A 22,920-nucleotide genomic window follows, 5' to 3' on the forward strand; every position below is an offset into this window, starting at 1 on the left:
CCATCGAAGTAACAGGCCGCCAGAACAGCAAAACCATCTTCACATCCACCATCACCGGACCCGCCAGCTGACGACCAAAGCCACGCCATCGCCGCACCTTTGCCCCGCCGCCCCCGTAAGGAGCCGGCCGTCGCTCGTCTCCCCGGCTCGCTTCGCCCGTACCAACAGCTCATGAGCGGGCCTCCCCCCGGCCTGCGTCAGATGATGTCGGTCGACCGAGTGCTCCCATATCCGCGCTCGGTCGACCGATCGCAGTACAGCACAGAACCAAAAACCGGAACCTATGTCCTTACCCTCATGGGCAAACCGTAACCGCTCGAGGGGATGTGCGTCACCAGGAGACCGGGCACCCAACAAGAGGGGTACGGGCTTGACCGGGGAACTTCAGTCTGACTGGGCGCGCGTCGGGCTCGAGGTGCCTGGCAGCGGATACGCCGCTACCCTCGAAAGACGATGAGGTCGTGATCCAGGACACGTCCCGCGACGTGTCCCCGCCAGGTGGAGCGGCAGCTGGGAGACGTACTCCCCCCGCTTCCACGCGGCGACCTCGACGACAGTGCCGCAGCATTCTTCGAGCGGCACCGTGCAGCCATCGCCGGACCCCACGCTTCGGCGTGAGGCCGCGGCCCTCCCTCTCGTGCTGAGACAGCGCGAGAACGTGGAAGAAGGAGCAGAGCCATGCGAGCACATCGCGCCAAGCGCGCCTTCGCCTGCGTCGCGGGCGGCTTCCTGCTGGTCGGCGGCACCGCAATCGGCACGGCGGGCACGGCCGCAGTAGCCACCCCCGCCACGGCAACCGCCTCGGTTCTCAAGGACTGCACGTGGCACAAGGGCTGGTACGACAAACAACATAAGGAGTGGCACAAGGGTTCCTGGTCCTGCGAGTCGAAGCCCGAGACCAAGCCCGAGACCAAGCCCGAGACCAAGCCCGAGACCAAGGTCGATTGTCCGAAGGACTACAAGCTCAACGCGAAGGGCCAATGCGTTCATGTCTACACGCCGACCAAGCCCGAGACCAAGCCCGAGACCAAGCCCGAGACCAAGCCCGAGACCAAAGCTGATTGCCCGGAAGGGCACATACGCAACGCGAACGACCAATGCGTTGAGGTCCACGAGCTCCGGTAAGAGGGCTTCTCGAAACCGAGAGTGGGGCTTGGGGTTCCGTACGGGTGTGCTGTTCAGGTGATTGTGGCCGTGCGGAGGCATGAAGGGCCTCTCGGTAGCACAGAGGGTGTCTACGCCACTGCTCACCGGGAGGCCCTGTCGCCGCAGTTGTATCGGTCTACTGTGGATGAGTCCATTCCTGACACGCGGGTGTGCGACTGTTTGGCCCACACGTACGGGAACGCCGCGGACAGTCCGTCCGGCGGGCACTGCTATCCGACCGACATGGGGACGCGGAGTGGGCCGCGGTCCGCGACATGATCCCGGTGCCGGCGTGGGCCGAGGGCCGGGGCGGCCGACCCGAGAAGTACTGGCACCGGGACATACTCGACGCGATCCGCTACGTGGTGGACAACGGCGTGAAGTGGCCTGCGCTGCCTGCCGATTACCCGCCGTGGAAGGCAGTGCACCGGTTCTTCATCCGCTGGCGGAAGCAGGGTCTGATCAGCGAGTTCCACGACCGGCTCCGCGCCGCGACCCGTCAAGCGCAGGGCCGGGATGCGGAACCGACGGCGGGAGCGATCGACTCGCAGTCCGCGAAGGGCACGTCGACAGTCGAGACCGCAACCAGCGGCTATGACGGCGGGAAGAATACATCCATGGATCGGATTATCCGATGAGGTCCGACTCGGGTTGCTCACCGAGTGGATCGTTCCTGAGCTGGTGGACGAGGTGCTGGCCGTATGTGGTCGGCGGGATGCCAAGCCCCGTCCCCTGTCGAGCCGGTTCCTGGTCTACTTCGTGCTTGCTCTGGCGCTGTTCCAGCAGGACTCCTACGACGATGTCGCGGAGAACCTGGTCGGGCCCTGGGCGAGATGGACCAGTCGGTCCCGAACAAGTCGTCGTTCACCAGGGCCCGGCAGCAGCTTGGGTCCGCACCGTTGGAAGGAGTGTTCCGCCGTGTGGCGGGGGCGATCGCTCCGCCCACACTCGAGGCGGCGTTCTGGCGCGGGATGAGAGTTGCCGCGGTCGACGGGTTCTTGCTGGACGTGCCGGAGAACGATACGACCCGTGCCGCTTTCGGCGGGCAGGTGGACAGTGCCGGTCGGCCCATCGGGTTCCCGCAGGCAAGGGTGGTGCGCCGCACCATGGTCGAGGCGGCGGAGTCCAGGCCGGGCACCGATCCCGACCGCTGCGGCTTCACCATCGCCCTCCAAACCGCCCGCGACCTGCTGGTATGTGCGGAAGGAATCTTCGAGCAGGGTATCGGGGAGATCGGCCGCCGAGTCCTGTCGGCACTGTCGCCCGCACGGCGAACCCGCGTCAGCACCCGCAAGGTGAAGTCACCCATCTCCCGCTACGCGGAAAGGAAGCTGGACGGTCGCCCCGACGGCAGCAAGGTCGTGACCTCGACGACGATCACTCTCCTGCCGCCGCCATCGCCGGAGCCCGCACTGCCCGCGACGACCGTCCGGGAGAACACAGGCAACGGCAAGACGGGCAGCCGCATGGCACGTGTCCTGGCCATCCTGCAGGCAGAACCCGAACGGCTATGGCGCTCAAGGGAGATCGCCGAGCTCCTCGGCGATGGCACCCTCGTCGCCACCTATCGACAACTCGCTCGCTGGACCGAGAGAGGAATGATCAAGAGAGTCCGCACGGGCCGCTACACGGCAATCACAGAGATGACGAATCCCTTGCGTGACCTGCAGAAACGCTAACTACCCGGCCTTGGAAGTTTCCCCGAGATCTTGGACACGGTGTTGTTACGCCGCGAGGGCCTGATCTTGCCGGTAGCGCAGGCGTGTTTCGTGGGGCGTGAGGTAGCCCCAGTGGATGTGCTTGCGTGGACGGCGTCTGTTGTAGAAGGTCTCGATGAAGTCGAAGATGCCGGCTCGGGCGGTGGCCCGGTCGGTCCAGAAGCGGGTGCCGATCTCTTCCTTCAGGACGGCCCGGAAGCTCTCCGCGGCGGCGTTGATGCCCCTATGGATGTCAAGCGGTGTCTCGGGCTGGTTCCGTGGGGTGTGCCGCGGTGTTGGCGGGGGCGATGTGCCGGTAGATCTCTCGTGCGACGTACCGTTTGAGGCAGCGGATGATCTCGCGTTTGGTCTTGCCCTCCGCGAGGCGTCGCCGCAGGTAGTCTTGGGAAGGGCCCGCCCAGCGCAGGCGGCTGAGGACGATCCGGTAGAGGGCGGCGCTGGCCTGGCGGTCGCCGCCTCGGTTGAGTCTGCGGCGCTGGGTCTTGCCGGCGGATGCCTCGACCGGGCTGGTGCCACACAGGGCGGCGAAGGATGCCTCGCTGTCGAGGCGTTCGGGGTTGTCACCGGCCGAGATGAGCAGAGCTGCTGCGGTGTCCGGGCCGCCGCCGTGGACGTCAAGCAGGCCCGGAGTTCTCGCTTTGATCGCTTCTGCTATCCGCTTGTTGAGGTCGTTGATCTCCTCGGTCAGGTGCTGTATGCGGCGGCCCGGCAGTCTCAAGGTGTGCCGCGCGGCCCCTGCCGGCCCGGAGACCTCCGACTCCGTGAGCAGAGCGCACTGTTGGAACAGCTTCGGGTTGCTCAGCCCTGCCAGGGACTCGCGGAGTTCGGCATCGGCGCAGACCAGAACGCTCTTGAGCTGGTTGATGGCCCGGGTCCTGGACTTGATCGCGGACCCCTTCGCCAGCTTGAACAGCCGCAGCATCTCCACCGAGCCGTCGCTCGTCTTCACTGCGGCGGTGGCGCGACCGGACAACACGGCGCGGGCGGCGGCTTCGGCATCGATGGCATCGGTCTTGCCGTGGCGCCGTCGGGCGGCCTTGTCGGGCTGGTTGACCTCGGTCACCTCGATGCCCTCGGCCCGCAGGTGCCGCGTCAGGGCTGCACCGTAGGATCCGGTGCACTCGACCCCAGCTCGCCGTAGCATGCCGAACGAGCGTGCCCAGGACAGGAGTTGACGATAGCCTTCGGCGGTCGCCGGGAAGCTGCGGCTGTCCAGAGCGGCGCCGAGCGTGGTGATGACGGCCGCGGCGTGGACGTCTTTGTGGGTGTCAACACCGAGCAGGATGTCCTCCTCGGCTTCGGCTGGGACGTGACATGGGGCCGTGGGCTGCGTGATGCTGGGCAAGGTCGCCTGTCTCCTGATCGCCTCGGGTGCCGGTGGCCGTCGCCGGGCCGGGGCGGTCAAGACTGTGACGGTGCCTGTCGCGAAGATGTCTATCGGGACACGTCCCCTGCCTGGCGGCAGCGAGTACAGCTCCAGGCAGTGGCCGACAGATCAATGCCAAGGCAACAACGCCAGTCGAAGCACGGGTCAGGCCACCGCCCGGAGCAGCACCCGATCATCCTCACAGTCGAAGCAGCTTCCGGTTCGGCCCATGCTTTGCCTGTGCCCCAACTCGCCTATTCTGGTGTGGAGTTGGGTGGAGGTGTATTCTGATCCGCGGTCGCTGTGGATCACACAGCCGGGCTCCAGGCGACCCAGCGCGGCGGCCATGTCCAGGGCGTCGACGATGAGTTCGGCGCGGTGGTGGTCGGCCATCGAGTACCCGATCACTTCCCGGGTGGCCAGGTCCAGCCACGAGGCGAGGTAGAGCCGGCCCTCGGAGGTGGGGATGTAGGTGATGTCCCCGACGATCTTCATGCCGGGGCTGGTGGCGGTGAAGTCCCGGCCGATCAGGTCGGGAGCTGGAGCGGCCTTGCTGTCGGCCTTGGTCAGACTGCGGCGTCCGGTGCGCCGGCTGTTCCCGGCGATGCCGTGTTGCCGCATGACCCGCTCCACCCGCTTGCGGTTGACCAGCCGGCCCTGCCGGCGCAATGCGGCGGTGACGCGCGGTACTCCGTAGTTGTGCCGGGACGCGAGGTGGATCACCGTGATTTCGTGGGCCAGGGCCTCGTCGTCCCGCCGCCTTGCTTCGCGGGCTTTCCGTCTGGCCACCCGTGCGTAGTACGTTGAGCGGGCGGTCTTCATCACCTTGCACAGCAGTGTGACCGTGTAGTTCGCCTTCTCCGCATGGATGAACCGGCAAGTCTTGCTCACTGGTCGCTCTCCTTCGCGAAGAAGGCGGTCGCTTTTTTTCAAGATCTCGATCGTCTTCGCCTGCTCGGCGGTCAGCTTCCGCAGCCGCTTCAACTCCTCGTCCCGAATGTTGCCGCCCGGCCCCGACAGCCCGGCCCCGGCTTCGGCCTCTTGGGTGGCACGGGCCTTCTTCACCCAGCCCCGCAGGGACTCCGAACTGATCCCGAGCTCCCGGGCGACTTCGGTCACCGTTCGGCCCGACGACCGCACGAGCTCGATCGCGTCCCACTTGTACTCGTCCGAGTACCGATTCGAGTACTTGCTTCCCACCTGACACTGCTTCCTCTGGAACCTCAGATCCCAGTCTCCAGGTGTCCACGATCAAGGGGAAGCTTCAGCCTTCCGGGGCAGAACCCCTGATCTCAGATGTCCGTCAAAGCGGATCAAGCCCACGATGCCGCAGCGGGGCCATGTGCCGGCCGGCGTGTGATGCTGCGCGTCGAGCGCGGCCAGTTCCTCCAGCGGCTCGTTGGGCAGCCATTTTCGGGACGCCGGCACCGGCCTCACGCACGCGCCCTCAGCTCACTCGCCGGCCCGGCAACACGGCCTCAGCATGTGCCATCAGGTGTGACTCCTACGTGAAGTCACACCTGATGCATGGCACTCCCCACACCACCGGCAATCAGTCTTGCTCGTCACACCGGATGCAGTTGCAGAACTATCGCGTGGGTCGGGTCCATCGGGGGTCCCTGCCGGTCAGGCCCAGCACGCGGTCGAACAGGGGCGCGTAGGTCTCTTGCGGCACCTCGTCGGCGAGAAGGCCCAGGCCGCGCATGCGGGGTGCCTCACGTGTGTAGGTGTCGAACGCGGCGCCGGCCAAGGATGCGGGGATGTTGATGGGCTGCCCGGTGGCTACTGCCATGTCCCAGGCATGGATGGCGAATTCGGCGATGAGGATCTCGCCGAGCGCGGTGGCGGCCATGGGCGGTCCGCCGACACTCGCCTCCCCTGCCCACGCCGCCGGCGCGGACCAGGCACTCACTGCCGGATCCGCCTTTTCAGTCATCAGCCCAGCCCAGTCGGACTCCGTTCGGCCGGCGAGAAAAGGCATCGGGTCGGCAGTCAGCAGGCTGGGATCCGGTGCCGCCCGGGTGCCCGCGTCCCTCGTCATCAAGAGCATCATGGCGATGTGATTCACAAGATCTCTCACCGTGAATTCCGAACACGGGGTTGGATCCTGGTACTGGTCCACCGACACACCGCTGACCACGTCAAGGGCCAGATCGATGCTCTGCGCCAACAAGTCCACGCTGGTCGATTGCCTCATGCGGCGTTCCCTCCTTCTCGTGCCCCAGGCCGGGGCGAACGGTCCCAATGAGATGGTCTGTCAGACGATGTTGTATGTGGTGATCGCACGTTGGGCTGTGTATGGCGCTTCGTCCGAACGGCTGGTGGGCGACTGCCAAGTTGCTGATTCCGCAGGAGTTGGTGCGCCCACGGTTCGGCGGCACCCAGCACTGTGTTGCCCCTGGCGGGCTCGGCCTCCGTATTCCGGGGCGTCCCAAGTACGCCCGACGTGAGGGCCAATAAGAAGGGGCGGGCGAACACACGGTTCCGAGCCCTGTGGACCGGGCAAGGCGGATCCCAGGTGCGCGTCCTGTCGGACCCGCACGGGCTGCCCCCGGCTGGCTGAAGCCCATGGCCCGCACGGGAATCGGGTCGGGCGGACGCCGGGGCCGAAGGCAGGTGAACGAGCCGGCGATCTCCTGGCCGCCAGCCTGCCGCAGGCCTGGTCCTCGTCGGGCCCCGGCAACGACCCCGCCTCAGACCTGCCGCGGTCCTGTGCCGCTACAAGCGCCACGCTCCCTCACTGCACAGGACATCGTCTTAGTCGATGAAGAGGCTCCACGTGACGGCGTTGAGGTTGTCGGCGAGGAAGATGTCGGTCCCTCCAAGGCGCTTGTCCCAGGACGGCATCAGCTCTGCCGCGCGGGCGACAACCGCGTCCATCCACACCTTCAGCTCGGCCTGCTTGTTGTTGTCCGGCACACCGACGGCGGCCGCGGCCTCCTTCAGGTCGACCGTCTGCAGAGCCTCGGTCGCGGACTTCCGCAGGTCGTTGATGTACTCACGGTTCGTCGCCACGTCCTCCGGCGTGCCGTACAAAGCCATGTGACCGGTCACGACGGTCTCGAAGTCGTACTCGAGCATCTGGTTCATGGCCTCGAAGTACGCGGGCACGTGAGCGGAGAAGACCAGACGGAAGAACGGCGGGTTCTTCGGGGTGAAGCTGTCCATCGCCGCGAAGAGCTTCCTCTCGGGGACGTGGATGAACAGGTTGCCCGCCTGGTGCCAGTCACCGGTGTAGTCCAGGACGAACCGCGTCCCGTCGATGTCCAGCGCCTTGTGCGGACCGCTGAAGGTCACGTTCGGCAGCGGACGGCGGTCGTCGTGCGCCTCCTCGATGAACTGACCGGTCAGCTCGTGGGCGATGATCTGCAGACCATCCCGGTTGACCAGGTGAGCCGCACCGATGTGGTCGGCGTGCGCATGGCTGTAGATCAGGTGCGTGAGCGGCTTGGAGGTGACCGACTCGATTGCCGGCAGCAGCATGTCACCCAGGGCCAGCGGGGCGTCCACCAGGACCACACAGTTCTTGGTCTCCAGGAACATTGTGTTGATCATGCCCTGGGTGACACCGTAGGCACCGCCACCCAGATCGGTCACGACAAACCCGGACTCCGGGATGTCCGGACCCAGAGCGAAGTCGGGCATGGGCTTGAATGCAGTCATCAGGGATTTCCTTTCCGTGCCACCCGTCCGGCAGACGGGTGAAATGGTGTGACAGTGAGTGGAAGATGATCGAGGGCCCTGTGCGGTCACAGACCTAAGGGCCTGCGGCAGTCAGGCCCCCGATCACGTTCATGGGATTTCAGGACCACACGGTCGTTGATTGCCGTGCGGTTGCCTGACCAGTCCAACCGTCGCTCAGGCGGCGGCCGGACCGGCCGGAGCGGCGCGGCAGCGGCGCTGCCATCCCGGTTCACATCCAGCGTCGCGCCCTTCATGCCCTTGCGGGTCCCGTGCGCGCGCCTTGCTGAACCTAGGTCCAGGTGGTCCACCTTCACCGAACCCGTCAGGGCACTCCAGCGGTAAGACTGATTGCATGGATCAGAACGGCAACCGGGTGTCTTCCTGGCCGGTTACGCATACACCAGCGACCAGATTGTTCTCCGTGTCAGGCAAGCCGTCAGGGGTAAGCCCCGCTGTTTCTGAATCTCGAGGTCCACGGCCCAAACGGCCCCTCGGTCACCTAGTGCTCTGACCGGGAAGGTTCGCCGGGTTGGCGATTGGAACGGTTGGATGGGCGGTGACGTCCGTTCCGACCGCTGGAGGTGTGGTGGCTGAGCCTGTGCGGGTGCGCAGACTGACCGACCAGGAGGGGCAGAAGCTGCAGCAGATCGTGCGCCGGGGAAGTACAAGCTCGGTGCGCTATCGGCGGGCGATGATGCTGCTCGCGTCCGCCGGCGGGAACCGCGTCCCGGTGATTGCCCAGCTGGTCCAGGCCGACGAGGACACGGTGCGGGACGTGATCCACCGGTTCAACGAGATCGGCCTGGCCTGTCTGGACCCTCGATGGGCGGGAGGCCGTCCCCGCCTGCTCACCCCTGACGACGAGGACTTCGTCGTCCAGACGGCCACCACCCGCCCCACCAAGCTCGGCCAGCCCTTCACCCGCTGGTCGATCCGCAAACTCGCCGCCTACCTGCGCCGCGTGCACGGACGCGTCATCCGCATCGGCCGTGAAGCCTTACGGTGCCTGCTGTTGCGCCGCGGCATCACCTTCCAGCGCACCAAGACATGGAAGGAGTCGCCCGACCCCGAGCGCGACGCCAAGCTCGACCGCATCGAGTACGTACTGGAGCACTTCCCGGACCGGGTCTTCGCCTTCGACGAGTTCGGGCCGCTCGGGATCCGGCCGACCGCAGGTTCCTGCTGGGCGAAGCAGGGCAAGCCCGACCGGCTGCCGGCGACCTACCGCCGCACCCACGGCGTCACCTACTTTCACGGCTGCTACTCCGTCGGCGACGACCGGTTGTGGGGCGTCAATCGCCGCCGCAAAGGCACTGCCAACAGCCTGGCCGCGCTGAAGTCGATCCGCGCCGCGCGGCCCGACGGCGCCCCAATGTACATCATCCTGGACAACCTCTCCGCCCACACCGGCCAGGACATCCGCCGTTGGGCGAAGAAGAACAAGGTCGAGCTGTGCTTCACCCCGACCTACGCCTCCTGGGCCAACCCGATCGAGGCGCACTTCGGCCCGCTGCGGCAGTTCACCCTGGCGCATTCGAACCATCGCAGCCATCCCGCGCAGACCCGGGCTCTGCACCGCTACCTGTGCTGGCGCAACGCCAATTCCCGCCACCCCGACGTCCTGGCCGCCCAACGCCGAGAACGCGCCCGCATTCGCAGCGAGAAGGGCATCCGCTGGGGCGGCAGACCAGCCCTCGCGGCGTGATCAAGAACGGTTCACGCCTTCCTCGCTAAAGGCGGCGTGCCGCACAACCGCTGAACTGGCTGGCGTTGTAAGTACTTCAGTGGCGTCCAGGGCTGGATGAGTGAGGTAGAACAGGCGGAGCTCATCCACTTCGCCGCCGAAACGAGGCGGCCAATGGGGCGATGGGGTGAAGTCGTCCAGCATGAGAAGGCCACCGGGAGCAAGCAGCTCGACGACACCCTCGGGGTCGTCACGCTTGCCTCCGCCGTCGCAGAAGAAGACATCGAAGGGGGCGTGCTGCTCAAGCAGCCGCCAGTCCCCCGTGAGGACGCTGACGCGGTTGTCGTCCGCGAAGACACCAGCCGCTCGACGGGCCAGCTCCTCGTCACGCTCTGCGGTTACCAGGCGGGCACCGGCGCCAAGCCCACTGTGCAGCCAGGCGGTACCCACACCCGAGCCGGTGCCGCTCTCCGCAATGACTCCGTGGGGTTTCGCAGCAGCGGCCAGCCTGAGCAACCTGCCCACCTCAGGGATGCAACTCTTCTTGAAACCCGCCTCGGAGGCGACACGCTCCGCGGCCACCACGCGAGGCGGAACCGCACGCTCTGCCCTGATCACGAATCCCCCTTCATCGTGAACATGACGCTATCCGCCAGCAGAGGCGTCCGTACGGAGTTTCGCCTGTCCAGACCCTGCAAACCTTCCCGGTCAGAGCACTAGCGCCCACTGCCACCCAGTTCCACTCGTCTGCCGGACGGGCCACAGCCCCCCAACTCCACCCGGCGCACCCGCAGATGACTGCGACAGCGGAAACCAAGCGGCTGCTGACACGAACGCAGCCGTCTGAAGGCGGGGCCCGGCGGGTCCCACGGCCAGTAGGACGAAGCCCGGACAGCCGGACCAGGGCAGGGACTGCCAGAACCCGCCTCGGCCGGGTGGCCTCGGCAGCGAGGGACTCGGCCGAGGCGGACTGACTGGAGAGCCATGGCTGACGGGTGGGCCGTCCAAGCGTGGTTCGTCCACGGTCGGCGTGCCCTGGTGGCGATGCGCTTGTGCGGGCCGCACAGTCCCGCGGGGCGCCAAGTGGGCGAGGGCGGGCCGGAAGCCGGTGCACCAGATGGTTGCACCGGCCTCGGCGCGGATGCAGTCGGCCCAATCGGCGCCGCCGGAAAACAGGTGGGTGAGCTCCTCCTGCGCCTTTCGGCCCCGCTACTCCACCGTCCGTGATTGGATCCGGCGTGGCCTGCACCAGCAAGAAGGCTTCACGCCTGCCCCGCCACCGCCGTCGGTGCGGCAAGTGACCAGCTGGCTCACCCGGCACCCGGCACCCGGCGACCCTCACCGAAGTAGAGAAACTGCATCGGAAGGCCGTTCTCGACTGCTGCCCGGAGTTGGCGTCCGCAGCGGAACTGACCAGTTCATCCCGAGGATGCTCACGACATGAAAGCGGCACCCGCCTGCCGGACTGGATCACCGAGGGCCGGAGGCCAATCTGCCCGGCCTCAGCAGCTTCGCCGTCGGCCTGCATAGCGACTTCGGCGCGGTGACGGCCGGGCTGACCACCGACTGACGGCTCGGGTATCGCGTGAAGGCGTTCAACCGCACAAGATGTCCGCACCTGACCGGGGCGGGTGGGCGCGCGCTGGTGGTGCCGTGGCGTTCTCCTGGTTGTTGTCACATCGGTCAGACGCAATCAGACGAAGCTTTCAGCATCGTGTCGGGCTCTTTCGGCGGCACGGTGAACGCCGGGTGCCGTGTGGTGCCGTTGCCTGGTGCGAAGTGTCTCTCGTCGGTGCCGGCCCAGTGGGTTGTGGGTGTGTCGTCGGTTGTGGCCCGGTGTGGTGTGGGGCGGTCATTGCCGGACAGGTGCGGGGTCGGAGCGGTCTGGGGCTGGGGCGGTGCGGGGGCCGCCGGGCGTTGTTTGGTGGTGCGGAAGGCCAGCAGGACTGCTGAACCCGCGGCCCACAGGATGAGTGTCGCCAGCGGGGCGAGGACGTGGGAGCTCTGGAAGTAGCTGAGGTCGGTGATGGCGCGGACGGCGGCGCCGGGGGGCAGCAGTGCCGACAGGGCCCGGGCTCCGCTGGGCATCAGGTCGGTGCCGACGGTTGCGCCGCTGGTGGAGTTGCCGACTGTCAGCAGCAGCAGGGTGGCGAGGGGGATGCCGAGGGGGCCGACGTAGGTGGCCAGCATTTTCGTGGTGAAGGCTGCGGCGGCGGCCAGCAGAGCCAGGACGAAGGCGAGGGGGAGATACGGTGCGGGGACGGCGTCGAGGATGGGGCCGGCGATGGCGGCCGCGACAAGGCCCGATGCTGCGGCGAAGACGGCCATCAGGGTGAAGCGGTGCCGCAGGTGGAGCAGGCTACTGAGTCCCACGACGTTCTGGGCGAGGGCGAAGCCGGAGAGGGTCACTCCGAAGGAGACGTAGAACCCGGCCAGGCCGCGGGCGTCGTACCGGCTGAGCGGCACGATGTCGGAGACGCTGAGGTGCTGGTTGGCGCCGTGTGCGTAGGCGGTGACGAGTTTGGTGACCGCGGTGGTCGTGGACAGGCCGTTCGCGCTTGCGACGTCGAGTTTCAGGCCCTTGCCGTGAGGGCCGGTGCCGAGTACGGCCACGATGTCGCGGTGGCGCAGTGCGTCGCGTGCCTCGGTGGCGGAGTCGGCGCGCCGGACGTCGATCGAGTCGCCCAGGGCCTGCTGGACCTTGTTCGCCAGCTGCGGGCCCGTGACCGCCACGGGGATCCGGTGGGGCTGGGGGTCGCGCATGAGTCCGACGTAGCAGCTGACGAACGCCGAGACGATGACCAGGCCGATCAGGAACGGCTGCAGCCAGACGCGGACGGGATGGCGGCGCCTGCGATGCGGGGGGTGGGGCTGGGGATGCATTCCGGGTTTCTCCATGACTGGTGGGTGATCGACGACCGTGGGACCGTTCGGGGTGACCGCTGGGTGGTTCACCGCCGGGCCACTCCCTCGAGCCGGGCGGCGGTGGCGCCGGCCTCGGCGACCGCGGGGGCCACTCGCGGGTCGAAGGGGGAGGGGATGATGTGGTCGGGGCGCAGTTCGTCGGCGACTACGGAGGCGAGGGCATCCGCCGCGGCGAGTTTCATGCCGGGGGTGATGCGGCTGGCGCGGACGCGGAGGGCTCCGGCGAAGATGCCGGGGAACGCGAGGACGTTGTTGATCTGGTTGGGGTAGTCGCTGCGGCCGGTGGCCGCGACGGCCGCGTAGGTGCGGGCGATGGCGGGGTGGATTTCCGGCGTGGGGTTGGCCATGGCGAAGATGAACGCTGCGCCGTGGTGCCGGGGGGCCTTGCGGCCGGCCCGCCCCGGGCCCCGGTGCCGGTCATGGCGGGCCGGTCACGGTGGGTGCCGTGCACCCGGCACCCGTCATTCATCGGCGGGTGCCAGCGGCAGGGAGGCGTGGTGCCTGGGGGAGGGGTCCTGCGGTTTTCTGTGGTGGGGGTGGGCCCGGGGCCGGTCAGCGGCCCTGGAAGTCGACGGCGGGCCGGGGCTGCTTCGCCTTGAAGGCCTTGACGGCGGAGGCGAGGCCCTTGTTGACGTCGTCGGTTTCGAACAGCGGCATGGCGATGTCGAACATCGCCTCGTCCGCGGCGGAGACGCCGCCGACGGCCCAGGCGCGCAGCAGGGCCTTGTGTGCGGCGTAGGCGCGGGTGGGTCCCTTGGCCGCCTTGCGAGCGAAGGCGGTCGCCTCGGCCCGCAGGACGTCGTCGGCGACGACCCGGTTGACGACACCGGCGTCGGCCATGACCCTGGCGGACACCTGCTCGGAGGTGAGTGCCCATTCCGCGGCGCGTGCCCGGCCCGCACGCTCGGCGACCCGGTAGATCCCGCCGAGCAGGGTGACGATGCCCAGGGTCTGCTCGGGGTGGCCGAAGCGGGCCGTCTCGCCGGCGAAGATCACGTCGGCGCGGAGCGCGAGTTCCAGACCGCCGCCGAAGCACAGCCCGTGGACGGCGGCGATCACCGGCAGCGGGAGCCGCTCGAGCTGGTTGAAAACCTGCATGTAACGCTCGAAGAGGGGCCGCAGTTCGCGTACGTCCGCATCCGGCCAGTCGACGATGTTGCCGCCGAAGCTGAAGTCCGGGCCCTCGGCGCGCACCAGGACCGCGCGGGCGTCGCTGTGGCCGATCGCCTCCAGCGCTTCGGCGAGGTCGGTGGCCATCTGCGGGTCGATGCGGTTCTGCGGCGGGTTGGTCAGGACCAGCGTGGCGAGGCCATCGTCGATGGAGTAGGTCAGATGGGGCATGGTTCGTCCTTGCACTCTGTCGGGGGCACTCGTCAGGAGAGGTGCTGGCGGAACCAGTCGAGGGCGCCGGCGCTCGCCTGGTCGAACTCGGTGGTGTACGGGTCGAAATGGCCGCCGGGGATCAACTGCAGCCGCTTGGGCTCCAGGGCCTGCTCGAAGGCCGCGAGCCCCGTGTCGGTGAGGGTCACGGTGTCGTTCTCGGCGACCACCATGAGCAGTGGCGTGGGGGAGACCCGGGTGATCCAGGTCCCTGGCTCGTACATGCGGGCCAGCCGGTTGGAGCGGACCGTGACCTCGTTGCTCCACACGCCCTCCGGTATGGGCTGGAGGTAGAAGTCGATGGCTTCCTGCGTGCGGTAGGAGGCGGGCACAGCCGGGTCGTCGCCGACGACGGCCTGGGTGCGGGGGGCCTCGCCGCGGGCCTGGGCGCGCTCGTCCTCGTCGAAGGCCGCCTCCACCTTCACGACCGCCTCCGGCGCGATGCGGCGCCGCCCCTGCTCGAAGCCGCTGATGGTCGGCACCTGGGAGACCACGGCGCGCAGCCGGCGGTCGGTGGCGCCCAGCACGATCGCGTGGCCGCCGGCGTAGCTGGTGCCCCACAGGCCGATCTGGCCGGCATCGACCTCGGGCCGGCTCTCCAGGTAGGAGATGGCGCGGCGCCAGTCGGCGATCTGCCGCCAGGGGTCGATGTCCTGCCGGGGAAGGCCGTCGCTGGCGCCGAAGTTGCGGTGGTCGTGCAGCAGGACGACGAAGCCCGCCTCGGCGAAGGCCCGCGCGAAGGGCTCCAGGCCGTGGTCCCTGACCCCGGCGTAGCCGTGGGCCATGGTGATCGCCGGGTGGGGGCCGGGACCGTCCGGCAGGAAGAGCCAGCCGCGCAGCGTGACCCCGCCGTCGGCGTCGAATGCGACATCCTCGCGCTGGACCATTGAACAACCTCCTCGGTGCGACCAGAGCCGGGCCCTGGCCGGAATGACGGAAACGGGGGCTTAGCCCCGGTGGAAGTACTCGGCGTCGAGCACGCCGTTCAGCCTGCGGCCCAGTTCGGCGGAGAACCGGTGGACGGCGCCGAGCGGCCGGTGGTGGATGGCGGCCCGGACGATCTGCCCGTCCGCGTTCTTCGTCAGGATCGTCACGCCGTCGATCTGCATGCCGCCGAACGCGGTGGCCTGCCACTCCAGGTAGCTGCGCTCCCCGCTGACGGTCTCCTGGGTGAAGACGAGCGAGTCGTAGATCGTGCTCGCCGCTGCCATCACGTTCTTGACCTGGTCGCGGCCCTCGACCGCGCGGGTGAGGGCGCTCGCCTCCAGCGTCACGTCGGCGGCGAACGCGTCGCTGAACGCGTTGGCCGACTTCTCCTCGAAGGCGTTGGTCCAGGCCGACGCCTGCACGGCGGGCAGCGCGCGGGCCAGGAAGCGATCGAGGTGGCCCGCGACGCGGGTCGGCTGCTCCAGGTGGGCCCAGTGCCCGGCCTGGCCGACCGCCACCGTCTCGGGCGCGGTGAACCGCGGCGCGACCCCCTGGGCGACCAACTCGTCGGTGACGAAGCCGTCGTCCTCGCCGCGCACGATGAGTACGGGCCCCGTGTACCGGCTGGGCTGCTCGCCCGCCGGGTGCCCGTTGTTCCAGTAGTCGGCGGCCTCCCGCACGGTCTCGGGACGCATCCGCGTCCCGCTCACCACCAGCCGGTCGAGGTCGGCCACCGCCAGCGCGGCCGACAGCTGTCTCCTGACCGCGCGCTGCGCATCGGGATCGCCGCCCAGGGAACGGAAGGGGTCCATCACCTCGTCCGGCAGCCGGGTGCCGGCCAGCGGGACCGGGGTCACCAGTACCAGGCCGAGAGCCCGGTCGGTGCGCTGCGCAGCCACCAGCTCGGCCACCGCCGATCCCATGCTCTGCCCGACGATCACGAAGGGCTTGCCGAGGGCGTCGGCCACGGCGCCCACCTCGTCGGCGAACCGGTCGTAGGTGAACGGCCCGCGCGCCTGCGGGCGGTCTCCGCTTCCGGCCAGGTCGAGGGTGACGCATTCGATGCCGGGGGTGGTGAGTTCGCCGATCAGACCGTCCCAGACGTACTGGTCGTCCAGGAAGCCGTGGACGAACACCACAGCGAAGTCTCCCTCGCCCTGCCGCCGGAACCGCACATTGCTCGTTCCGATCCGCTCTGTCCTCATTGCTGTGCTCACGTTCCGGGGGCGACCCTGACCTCGCCCGAGGGGGACCATTCCTTGGTGTTGATTGGGGACCAGTCGGCGGGCCGTCCGTCCAGGCGCTGCATCCGCTGGTCGTGCCGGGCTTCGAGCAGTTCCTTGTCCAGGGGGGTGGTGAAGACGTTCTCGACCAGGGTGTACTCGGCGGCCAGGCGTCCCACGGCCGGGAGGGCGGCGGTGTCGATCCGGCCCCGCTCCAGGTAGAGGTCGTCCCGGACGTGGAAGCGCACCACCCGGCCCCACACCACGTGGTCGACCATGTCGTCCCCGACGGGGATGATCCGGTCGACGACGCACTCGAAGGAGATCGGCGCATCCTTGACCCGGGGTGCGCGCACGACCTCGGACGGCTCCTTGCCCAGGTCGAGCGCCTCGAACTCGTCCACGTCCGGCTCGAACCCGTACGCCGAACCGTGCATGGCGTCCGCCTGCGGCAGCGTCACCAGGTTGGTGACGAACTCGCCGGTGTCACGGATGTTGATGAAGGTGTCCTTCAGCGTGACGCCGTCCGCCTGCGGCTGCAGTGTGATCGAGACCATGGGCGGCTTCCTGCCGACCGCGGTGAAGAAGGAGATGGGCGCGAGGTTGGCCACGCCCTCGGTCGACACCGTGCTTACCCAGGCCAGGGCGCGCGGGATGATGCTTCCGATCAGCAGTTTGTACGCGTGGGCGGCGTCGAGTTCTGCAGCGTCAATGATCATCGTCAGACCTCCATCGGTGGGAACGCGGCATGGGAACAGCGCTGCGCGCCGTACGACCACTGCCGGGAGAACGGCTCATGGGCGGCGCCGGAGACAGGGGGCGCCGCACCTCGAGCTCCCATTGGAAATAAGCGTATTCCTTTTGGCTATGTCGGGCAAGTTTGGGACATTACGGCACCTCGCCGCCGTGATGAGAGAGGAGTGAGAACATAGCTGTATCGTGATTGACTCTGTCGGAAGTGTGGCGGCGCCCGCGGTGGCGACGCCCAGAGAGGAGTTGACCGATGAGGATCCTGGTGGTGGGCGCCGGCGCGACGGGCGGATACTTCGGGGCCCGGCTCGCGCAGGCCGGCCGGGACGTGACCTTCCTGGTGCGGGCCGGGCGCGCGCAGCTTCTGGAGCGGCGCGGGCTGCGGATTACCGGCCTGGGCGAGGAGACCGCCCTGCGTCCCCGCGTGATCCGGGCCGGGGACATCGACGCCCCCTACGACGTCGTCCTGCTGGCGGTCAAGGCCACCGGGCTTGAGCAGGCCGTCGACGACATGGCGGCCGCGGTCGGTCCGCACTCCCTCGTCGTCCCCGTCCTCAACGGGGTCCGGCACGTCGACGTCCTGGCCGCACGCTTCGGCGACCAGGCCGTCCTGGGCGGCGTGTCCAAGGTGGCGACCACCCTCGACGCCCAAGGGGACATCGTCCGCCTCACCCCCCTGCAGGACCTGCGCTACGGAGCCCGCCGCAACACCGCCCCGGCGCGGCTGGACGAGGTGCACCGCGTGCTCAGCGGTGCCGGGTTCACGACCGGCCTGTCCGACGACATCGACGCGGAGATGTGGGCCAAGTGGGTTTTCATCGCCGCCCTCGGCACGGTGACCTGCCTCATGCGCGGCTCGGTCGGCGAGGTCGCGGCCGTTCCCGGCGGGACGGCGTTCGCCCGGCAAGTGGTCGACGAGTGCGCCTCCGTCGCCGCCGCGGCCGGCTACCCCGTGCCCGCACCGGCCCTGCAGCAGACGCTGGCGACCTTGACCGAGGCGGGCTCGCCGCTCACCTCGTCCCTGTACCGCGATGTGACGGGCAATCGCAGCGCCGAGACCGAGCACATCTACGGAGACCTGGTCCTGCGCGCCCACCGGCTCGGGCTCACCGTTCCACTGCTCGATCTGGTCACCATGCACCTGCGCCTGCACCAAAACCGCATCGAGGGCGCCCGCCTCACCTGACCTAGGGCGAGTGCTTCTGGAACCCGTGGAGCGGCCCGCCGCGGTGCGGCGATCCCGCCGGCGGGCGGGGTCACGCTGGGAGCGGACGCCGGGTTTCCGGAACACGTTCCGCCGCGCCACCGGGTAGAACCATGAGCAAGACGGGCTTGTGCGCGCCTTACGTTTGACTGCCTTGAGGTGTGCCCTGCCCTCGAACCTCCGGGGTCGTTCCGGCACGCGCGCAGCCGCGCACACCCCGGTGCCGAGGGGGAGACGGGCCGTCAACAACTGCTGGGCCCTATCGCGCTCGCGGCATGTCGACCGTCCGGAACTGTCACAGGGTCAGTTGCGGGGGCACCTCGCCGCCGAGCAGGGTGACCAGCCGGGCGAGGTGGGCGTCGAGTTCGCGGCCGACGTCGGTGATGCGCGGGTCGCCGTAGCTGGCGAACAGCAGGCTCGGCTGGTCGATGGCCAGATTCGTGTCGCCGTCGATGTCGTTGTACAGGAGGGTCCGCAAGGGGGCGTGGAGCATGACCGATGGGTCGTGGCGGTACATGCGTTCGGCGATGGTGTGGTTGCCCATTAGGTACTGGGTGGCCTTCCAGCAGGACGCCGATCCGGTCATCACAGCGGTGATGTCGCTGCGGTAATAGCGCATGAAGCCGTGCGGAGCGTTGATCTCGGCCAGTTCGAGCGTGGCCTGCCAGGAGGCCATGTCGTAGAAGCGGCCGAGATCGGCCTCGGGGACGAGGGTTTCGTAGTGCTCGCGGGCCGCGTCGTAGGGAGTGGGGAGCCCTACGATAAGCCGCCGGGCGGCGTGGTCGATGACGCCGGTACGCGTGGTCATCTGAAATTCCTCCGGGAAAAGGGGAACCGGGCTCCTGCAAAGCGGGGCGGGGAAATTTGAACGCCGCCTTCCACGTCTCGCGGTCCGCAGCCCGCCGTATGGCCTGCCGCGGCCGCGGCATCATCGTCGTGTGCTGGGTGCCCTTCACCCCGGACGCCCCGCAGTTGGAGCGAACGTGTCTGGTCCGCACGGGCCAGGCGGTGCACAGGACCAGATGTAATCCCCTTGCGGGGGGCATCAGCTGCATGCCGCGGCGGAAGGCGGCGGCATGCAGGACGCCTCGGTCGGTGACGCGTGGCTACAACGTGCTGGGCGGCGCTCTTTTGGCAGCTCCTGCCCCGGTCGCTGGCGGCCGGTACCCCCTTCAGGATGGCTGCTGGCCGGCACGGGCGCGACCCGAGCGGGGCGGGCCGGCGCCCGCGCGCGGTCCATGGCCTCAGATGGTCGCGGCCGGGGGGTAGTTCGGCTGCCACATCGCCGCGCGAATGCGGGCGTCGATGTCGTCGCCGACCGTGGTGCGGGTGGCCTGGTCGCCCCCCACGGATTCCGTGGCGTGAAGTTACTCAGGTGACCGGCGACGTCTCCATCGCGGCGATTTTCCTGGACGAGCTGAATCTGATCTGCCCGACGGAGCGCGGCGAGGCGTACGCGCTGTTTCCAGGGGTCCGGACGGCTGCAAGGGTGCTGGCACCGTTCGTGTCAGCCGCTGCACTGTCGCCACGACGGCTTCCTGGTCACCTTTGCAGTAGCCCGACCGCTCCGTACCACACCGGACCCCGGTTGAGCAGATCCGGGTAGAGCCCTGTCATCCGGTCGAAGAACTCGCGGGCAGTCGGGTTTTCGTCGAGCAGCCGGATGGCGTCCAGCAGGTACTGCCGGGTTCGGTTGAGAATGGCGGGATCGTCCGGTAGGTCTTTGTTCTTGTGGCCGGCCACGACCGTGCGCGGCTCGAGCGCGGCGACGCGATCGATGGCGGCAAGCCATTTCTGCAGGCCGCCATTGCCGCCTTCGAGGATGTACTGGTGCACCCCGTTGTAGGCGACGTCGCCGGCCACTATGAGGCCGATGGACGGTACGTGCAGGACGGACGTCTCGTCGGTGTCCGTGTGCCCGACCTCGACGGCCTGGATGAGGTTGCGCTCCAGCTGGAAGCCGTCGGCGGGAATGGGCTGGGCCAGAACCGGGCTGTCGGGGATCAGGCCGGGGAAGCGCTTGTCCCACATCTGTTCGCGCCCGTCGGTGGCCTGCTGGTGCATGACCTCGATGGTGCCGCGGGTCGCGTACACAGTGACGCCGCGGAATCGCTTCACGAGTTCCGCGGTGCCGAACCAGTGATCGCCGTGCCCGTGGGTGGAGTAGATGTGGGTCAGGCGCCTGCCGGACCGCTCGACCCAGTCACCGACCTGTTCGGTCTGTTCACGGGTGAAAGGCGGATCGACCAGGACGGCGTCCTCTCCCCCGAAGATCAGCGTCGAGGTCAGCGGTGAGGAAACGAGCCGGTCACCGTTCGGCAGACGTTCCTCGCCGGCCCGGGGTGTGCCGTCCGAAACGAAGGTCTCGTACCCCAGAGAGCTGGGCGCGGATGCGGTCATGATGACTCCTCCCTGAGGGGCAACGTGCGGCCCGCGCGGTCGTCTGGTCACGTACCTGCGGCGGCGGACCGCTTGCGCAGCGGAATTCAATGCCTACACAACGACGATCATATGACATAATCATACACGTATTGACTCTGTTGTTGAGTCGAGTTACTTTCGGCTGGAGAAGTACGACAGACCAGGCAGCATTCACTGGTATCGACATGGCTGATCGGTTACAGCTTTCTCGTGGCTGCCTCTGAGTCCCAAGGAAGCGATCATGCCCGGAGCGCAACTGAGCTGGAGTGTCCACGTAGCGCCGTCGATCCCCACCGAGATCGCGGACCTGCCGCCCGACGTCCCCCGGCGCATGTGGTCGCCCATCACGGCCACACTGATCACAGGCGAGCGCGATGCGGTGCTGGTCGACGCGCTGATGACTGCCGAGCAGGCCGACCGGCTGGCCGACTGGGTTGCGGCGAGCGGCATGAACCTCACCACGGTCTTCGTGACCCACGGGCACGGTGACCACTGGTTCGGGCTGGGCACCCTTCTTGAACGCTTCCCCGGGGCGCGCGCAGTGGCGACGCCGGCGGTGGTGGAGCAGATGAAGAAGCAGATGGCACCGGAGTTCGTCGCGTCATTCTGGGACAAGCGCTTCCCCGGCCAGATCCCGGACAGGCTCGTAGCCGCGGAGCCGCTGGCCGTCGATCGGCTGGAGCTGGAGGGCCACGACCTCGTCGTCGTGGGACTCGGGCACACGGACACCGATGACACCACCTGTCTGCACGTGCCGTCGATCGGCCTGGTCGTGGCCGGAGACGCCGTCTACAACGATGTTCACCTCTACCTAGCCGAATCGTCCGCCGAGGGCCGCCGAGCCTGGCTGGACGCGCTCGACACCATCGCCGCACTGGAGCCAGAAGCGGTGGTCGCGGGACACAAGAACCCCGACCGTCCTGACGACCCGAAGACAATCGCCGAGACCCGGCGCTACATCCACGACTTCGAGGCGGTCGCAGAGCGCACCACGACCACTCTCGACCTCTACCACGGCATGTTGGAACTGCATCCTGGCCGGGTCAACCAGGGCGCACTGTGGGGCTCGGCGAGGTCCGCCAAGGGCTGAGCGGCCGGGCCTGGCCGCCCGGTCACGCAATGATCGGGGCGCCCGGGGCAAGGAGGCGTCAACTGAGTACGTATCCGACGTCCAGATGCTTCTGTTCGCGACTCGCCCGAGCGGCACAGCCTGCATGGGCGAACCCACCGGACCCTACGTGGAACTTCGGGAAGCTGACACTCGTCATTCGGAGAGCTACACTTCCAAACGTAATAAGTAAATAGGCTATGGGCATGTTGCCGTAGTTGCCGTCACCGAAAGAGATCCGCGAATGTCCTGGACCGCGACAGCCCGATACGGCCTGGAGCCCGCCCCGGGCGGGCTGGCCTTCGTGCAGGACCTGCTGAACACACGGTCCGCCGGCAAGCCGCGCGAGCCCGATCTTCTGCAGACCGCTGAGGGCGCCCGCGCTTGGCTTGACCAGGCATTGAAGAGCTGGAGTGGCGTGACCCACCGGCCCGCACCCGGCATCGAATTGACAGCCGAGGACGTGCGGGGCCTCCGCGACTTCCGTCATGACCTGGGCCAGAGCCTCCACGCCCAACTCGGTGACTCGGCGACGGAGCCCGGCCCGGCGGCTTCACTGATGACCTTGCCCACCGCACTGCGGCTCGACGAGCACGGGGCCATCCACGCTGAGCCCCGCGGCACGGGATGGCGGCAGGCGGCGTCACTCGCCCTCACCGAGGCCTACCAGGCACAGTGCACCGACACTCTGCGCCGCCTGAAGTCTTGCCGAAACACGCGCTGCCTGGCTGCCTTCTACGACCGCTCCCGCAACAACAGCGGTGTCTGGCACGACGTCCACGTCTGCGGCAACGCGGCCAACCTGCGCAACTATCGTGCGCGCAAGCGGGCCGGCGCCGACCAGGTCTGACAGACGGCTCTCCGGCGCGGTCCTCGCCGTTGTGCCTCGCTTGTCGGCACCTGAGCCGCCTGCCGCAGCAGGGCAGCCTCCTCCGGGAACGGATTCGTCGTGCAGGGACGACCCACGGAGCCGACCGTCTGGCGCATCGCGCGGGCTCGATCGTGAGGGTGACGTTTGTCGCACGATGTTGCCGTATGAGTAGGGGCAGCTATCAAGGGCGGACGAGGACGCCCCGCGGCTCAGCGGTCGCAGTAGTTCACGGAAGGGTCCTAGCGGGCCCGCCGCAGCGCTGGCAGCTGGCGACAAGAACCCCACCCCAACGCGTATCCCGGCTAGGCGGTACAGGAGATCGGGCACCCGCATGGCGCCTCGCTCTTGTGCCTCTATGAGATCCGGTCCAGCGCCAGGTCGGAGCGGAGTCTGGTATGCCCGCGCCTCGCGGACCTCGGGGGCCTCCCCCTGAGTGGTGGACACGCTGATACTGGATCTGCTTGATCCGGAGGAAGCGAGAAGACCGCCGATGGCGATGAAGGACTACTCGGA

21 protein-coding genes and 1 pseudogene are annotated in these 22,920 nt (G+C 68.1%); 8 read left to right on the forward strand and 14 right to left on the reverse strand.

From position 1 onward, the window contains the following. The first annotated feature begins 678 nt into the window (after positions 1-678). The 4 genes from ACFYXB_RS42505 to ACFYXB_RS42520 all read left to right on the forward strand — a co-directional run bounded on the left by ACFYXB_RS42505 (position 679) and on the right by ACFYXB_RS42520 (position 2,825). A complete protein-coding gene (locus ACFYXB_RS42505) occupies positions 679-1,125 on the forward strand; it encodes a hypothetical protein (RefSeq protein ID WP_389590584.1) in 447 nt (148 codons plus the stop codon). A gap of 296 nt (positions 1,126-1,421) precedes the next feature. Beyond that, on the forward strand, positions 1,422-1,784 hold the full coding sequence (locus tag ACFYXB_RS42510; RefSeq protein WP_389590586.1) for a transposase: 363 nt from the start codon (positions 1,422-1,424) through the stop codon (positions 1,782-1,784). Continuing rightward, complete coding sequence (locus ACFYXB_RS42515; RefSeq protein ID WP_389590588.1) at positions 1,741-2,121, forward strand: transposase domain-containing protein; 381 nt, start codon at positions 1,741-1,743, stop codon at positions 2,119-2,121. The genes ACFYXB_RS42510 and ACFYXB_RS42515 overlap by 44 nt, the downstream gene beginning before the upstream one ends. Further along, positions 2,067-2,825, forward strand: a complete 759-nt coding sequence (locus ACFYXB_RS42520) for a hypothetical protein (RefSeq protein WP_389590590.1) — start codon at positions 2,067-2,069, stop codon at positions 2,823-2,825. The genes ACFYXB_RS42515 and ACFYXB_RS42520 overlap by 55 nt, the downstream gene beginning before the upstream one ends. 45 nt (positions 2,826-2,870) lie before the next feature. Here ACFYXB_RS42520 and ACFYXB_RS42525 read toward each other — a convergent pair whose 3' ends face one another. The 5 genes from ACFYXB_RS42525 to ACFYXB_RS42545 all read right to left on the reverse strand — a co-directional run bounded on the left by ACFYXB_RS42525 (position 2,871) and on the right by ACFYXB_RS42545 (position 7,893). Further along, positions 2,871-3,095, reverse strand: coding sequence for an IS3 family transposase (locus ACFYXB_RS42525; RefSeq protein ID WP_389590615.1), 225 nt, complete (start codon positions 3,093-3,095; stop codon positions 2,871-2,873). A gap of 1 nt (position 3,096) precedes the next feature. Further along, entirely contained in the window at positions 3,097-4,209 is a 1,113-nt protein-coding gene (locus tag ACFYXB_RS42530; protein ID WP_389590592.1) for an IS110 family transposase, read from the reverse strand. Positions 4,210-4,395: 186 nt separating this feature from the next. Further along, complete coding sequence (locus ACFYXB_RS42535) at positions 4,396-5,430, reverse strand: IS3 family transposase (protein WP_389590593.1); 1,035 nt, start codon at positions 5,428-5,430, stop codon at positions 4,396-4,398. Positions 5,431-5,818: 388 nt separating this feature from the next. Then, positions 5,819-6,400 (reverse strand): TIGR03086 family metal-binding protein, encoded by a 582-nt coding sequence (locus ACFYXB_RS42540; protein ID WP_389590594.1) that lies wholly within the window; start codon positions 6,398-6,400, stop codon positions 5,819-5,821. Between the two features lie 587 nt (positions 6,401-6,987). Continuing rightward, positions 6,988-7,893: an MBL fold metallo-hydrolase gene (locus tag ACFYXB_RS42545; RefSeq protein WP_389590596.1), complete on the reverse strand. Its 906-nt coding sequence runs from the start codon at positions 7,891-7,893 to the stop codon at positions 6,988-6,990. Between the two features lie 607 nt (positions 7,894-8,500). On the opposite strand from ACFYXB_RS42545, the gene ACFYXB_RS42550 reads away from it, so the two are divergent. Then, entirely contained in the window at positions 8,501-9,619 is a 1,119-nt protein-coding gene (locus tag ACFYXB_RS42550; protein ID WP_389590597.1) for an IS630 family transposase, read from the forward strand. On the opposite strand, the gene ACFYXB_RS42555 is transcribed toward ACFYXB_RS42550, so the two are convergent. The 7 genes and pseudogenes from ACFYXB_RS42555 to ACFYXB_RS42585 all read right to left on the reverse strand — a co-directional run bounded on the left by ACFYXB_RS42555 (position 9,620) and on the right by ACFYXB_RS42585 (position 16,772). Continuing rightward, complete coding sequence (locus tag ACFYXB_RS42555) at positions 9,620-10,216, reverse strand: O-methyltransferase (protein ID WP_389590598.1); 597 nt, start codon at positions 10,214-10,216, stop codon at positions 9,620-9,622. It abuts the gene before it with no gap. Between the two features lie 1,065 nt (positions 10,217-11,281). After that, positions 11,282-12,496, reverse strand: a complete 1,215-nt coding sequence (locus tag ACFYXB_RS42560; RefSeq protein WP_389590599.1) for a hypothetical protein — start codon at positions 12,494-12,496, stop codon at positions 11,282-11,284. A 53-nt stretch (positions 12,497-12,549) separates the two neighbouring features. Next, positions 12,550-12,885, reverse strand: a pseudogene (locus ACFYXB_RS42565) (malic enzyme-like NAD(P)-binding protein); the annotation flags it as partial. Positions 12,886-13,075: 190 nt separating this feature from the next. Beyond that, positions 13,076-13,864: an enoyl-CoA hydratase/isomerase family protein gene (locus tag ACFYXB_RS42570; RefSeq protein WP_389590601.1), complete on the reverse strand. Its 789-nt coding sequence runs from the start codon at positions 13,862-13,864 to the stop codon at positions 13,076-13,078. Positions 13,865-13,896: 32 nt separating this feature from the next. Next, positions 13,897-14,790 (reverse strand): alpha/beta hydrolase, encoded by an 894-nt coding sequence (locus ACFYXB_RS42575; protein ID WP_389590602.1) that lies wholly within the window; start codon positions 14,788-14,790, stop codon positions 13,897-13,899. A gap of 60 nt (positions 14,791-14,850) precedes the next feature. Then, on the reverse strand, positions 14,851-15,969 hold the full coding sequence (locus ACFYXB_RS42580) for an alpha/beta fold hydrolase (RefSeq protein WP_389590604.1): 1,119 nt from the start codon (positions 15,967-15,969) through the stop codon (positions 14,851-14,853). 74 nt (positions 15,970-16,043) lie between these two features. Further along, positions 16,044-16,772 (reverse strand): flavin reductase family protein, encoded by a 729-nt coding sequence (locus tag ACFYXB_RS42585; protein ID WP_389590606.1) that lies wholly within the window; start codon positions 16,770-16,772, stop codon positions 16,044-16,046. A 284-nt stretch (positions 16,773-17,056) separates the two neighbouring features. Here ACFYXB_RS42585 and ACFYXB_RS42590 point away from each other — a divergent pair, with 284 nt between their 5' ends. Further along, the gene (locus ACFYXB_RS42590; protein ID WP_389590608.1) at positions 17,057-17,989 is read left to right on the forward strand and encodes a ketopantoate reductase family protein; all 933 of its coding nucleotides are present in this window, start codon (positions 17,057-17,059) and stop codon (positions 17,987-17,989) included. A 313-nt stretch (positions 17,990-18,302) separates the two neighbouring features. Here the strand turns inward: ACFYXB_RS42590 and ACFYXB_RS42595 are convergent, their stop codons facing one another. Next, positions 18,303-18,815, reverse strand: a complete 513-nt coding sequence (locus tag ACFYXB_RS42595; RefSeq protein WP_389590610.1) for a hypothetical protein — start codon at positions 18,813-18,815, stop codon at positions 18,303-18,305. A gap of 734 nt (positions 18,816-19,549) precedes the next feature. Then, a complete protein-coding gene (locus tag ACFYXB_RS42600) occupies positions 19,550-20,407 on the reverse strand; it encodes an MBL fold metallo-hydrolase (protein WP_389590611.1) in 858 nt (285 codons plus the stop codon). A gap of 262 nt (positions 20,408-20,669) precedes the next feature. Here ACFYXB_RS42600 and ACFYXB_RS42605 point away from each other — a divergent pair, with 262 nt between their 5' ends. Together ACFYXB_RS42605 and ACFYXB_RS42610 are read left to right on the forward strand one after the other, a co-directional pair. Next, positions 20,670-21,518, forward strand: a complete 849-nt coding sequence (locus ACFYXB_RS42605; RefSeq protein WP_389590613.1) for an MBL fold metallo-hydrolase — start codon at positions 20,670-20,672, stop codon at positions 21,516-21,518. Between the two features lie 262 nt (positions 21,519-21,780). Beyond that, positions 21,781-22,386: a CGNR zinc finger domain-containing protein gene (locus tag ACFYXB_RS42610; protein WP_389590614.1), complete on the forward strand. Its 606-nt coding sequence runs from the start codon at positions 21,781-21,783 to the stop codon at positions 22,384-22,386. Positions 22,387-22,920: the final 534 nt, after the last annotated feature.

The sequence above is a fragment of the Streptomyces sp. NPDC002619 genome, from assembly GCF_042889305.1.
Lineage (GTDB): Bacteria > Actinomycetota > Actinomycetes > Streptomycetales > Streptomycetaceae > Streptomyces.

Coding starts and splice junctions, on each gene's coding strand:
- ACFYXB_RS42600 (WP_389590611.1), bottom strand. CDS start 20,407: ATGACCGCATCCGCGCCCAGCTCTCTGGGGTACGAGACCTTCGTTTCG.
- ACFYXB_RS42585 (WP_389590606.1), bottom strand. CDS start 16,772: ATGATCATTGACGCTGCAGAACTCGACGCCGCCCACGCGTACAAACTG.
- ACFYXB_RS42545 (WP_389590596.1), bottom strand. CDS start 7,893: ATGACTGCATTCAAGCCCATGCCCGACTTCGCTCTGGGTCCGGACATC.
- ACFYXB_RS42560 (WP_389590599.1), bottom strand. CDS start 12,496: ATGGAGAAACCCGGAATGCATCCCCAGCCCCACCCCCCGCATCGCAGG.
- ACFYXB_RS42515 (WP_389590588.1), top strand. CDS start 1,741: ATGACGGCGGGAAGAATACATCCATGGATCGGATTATCCGATGAGGTC.
- ACFYXB_RS42575 (WP_389590602.1), bottom strand. CDS start 14,790: ATGGTCCAGCGCGAGGATGTCGCATTCGACGCCGACGGCGGGGTCACG.
- ACFYXB_RS42510 (WP_389590586.1), top strand. CDS start 1,422: ATGATCCCGGTGCCGGCGTGGGCCGAGGGCCGGGGCGGCCGACCCGAG.
- ACFYXB_RS42505 (WP_389590584.1), top strand. CDS start 679: ATGCGAGCACATCGCGCCAAGCGCGCCTTCGCCTGCGTCGCGGGCGGC.
- ACFYXB_RS42595 (WP_389590610.1), bottom strand. CDS start 18,815: ATGACCACGCGTACCGGCGTCATCGACCACGCCGCCCGGCGGCTTATC.
- ACFYXB_RS42605 (WP_389590613.1), top strand. CDS start 20,670: ATGCCCGGAGCGCAACTGAGCTGGAGTGTCCACGTAGCGCCGTCGATC.
- ACFYXB_RS42570 (WP_389590601.1), bottom strand. CDS start 13,864: ATGCCCCATCTGACCTACTCCATCGACGATGGCCTCGCCACGCTGGTC.
- ACFYXB_RS42610 (WP_389590614.1), top strand. CDS start 21,781: ATGTCCTGGACCGCGACAGCCCGATACGGCCTGGAGCCCGCCCCGGGC.
- ACFYXB_RS42590 (WP_389590608.1), top strand. CDS start 17,057: ATGAGGATCCTGGTGGTGGGCGCCGGCGCGACGGGCGGATACTTCGGG.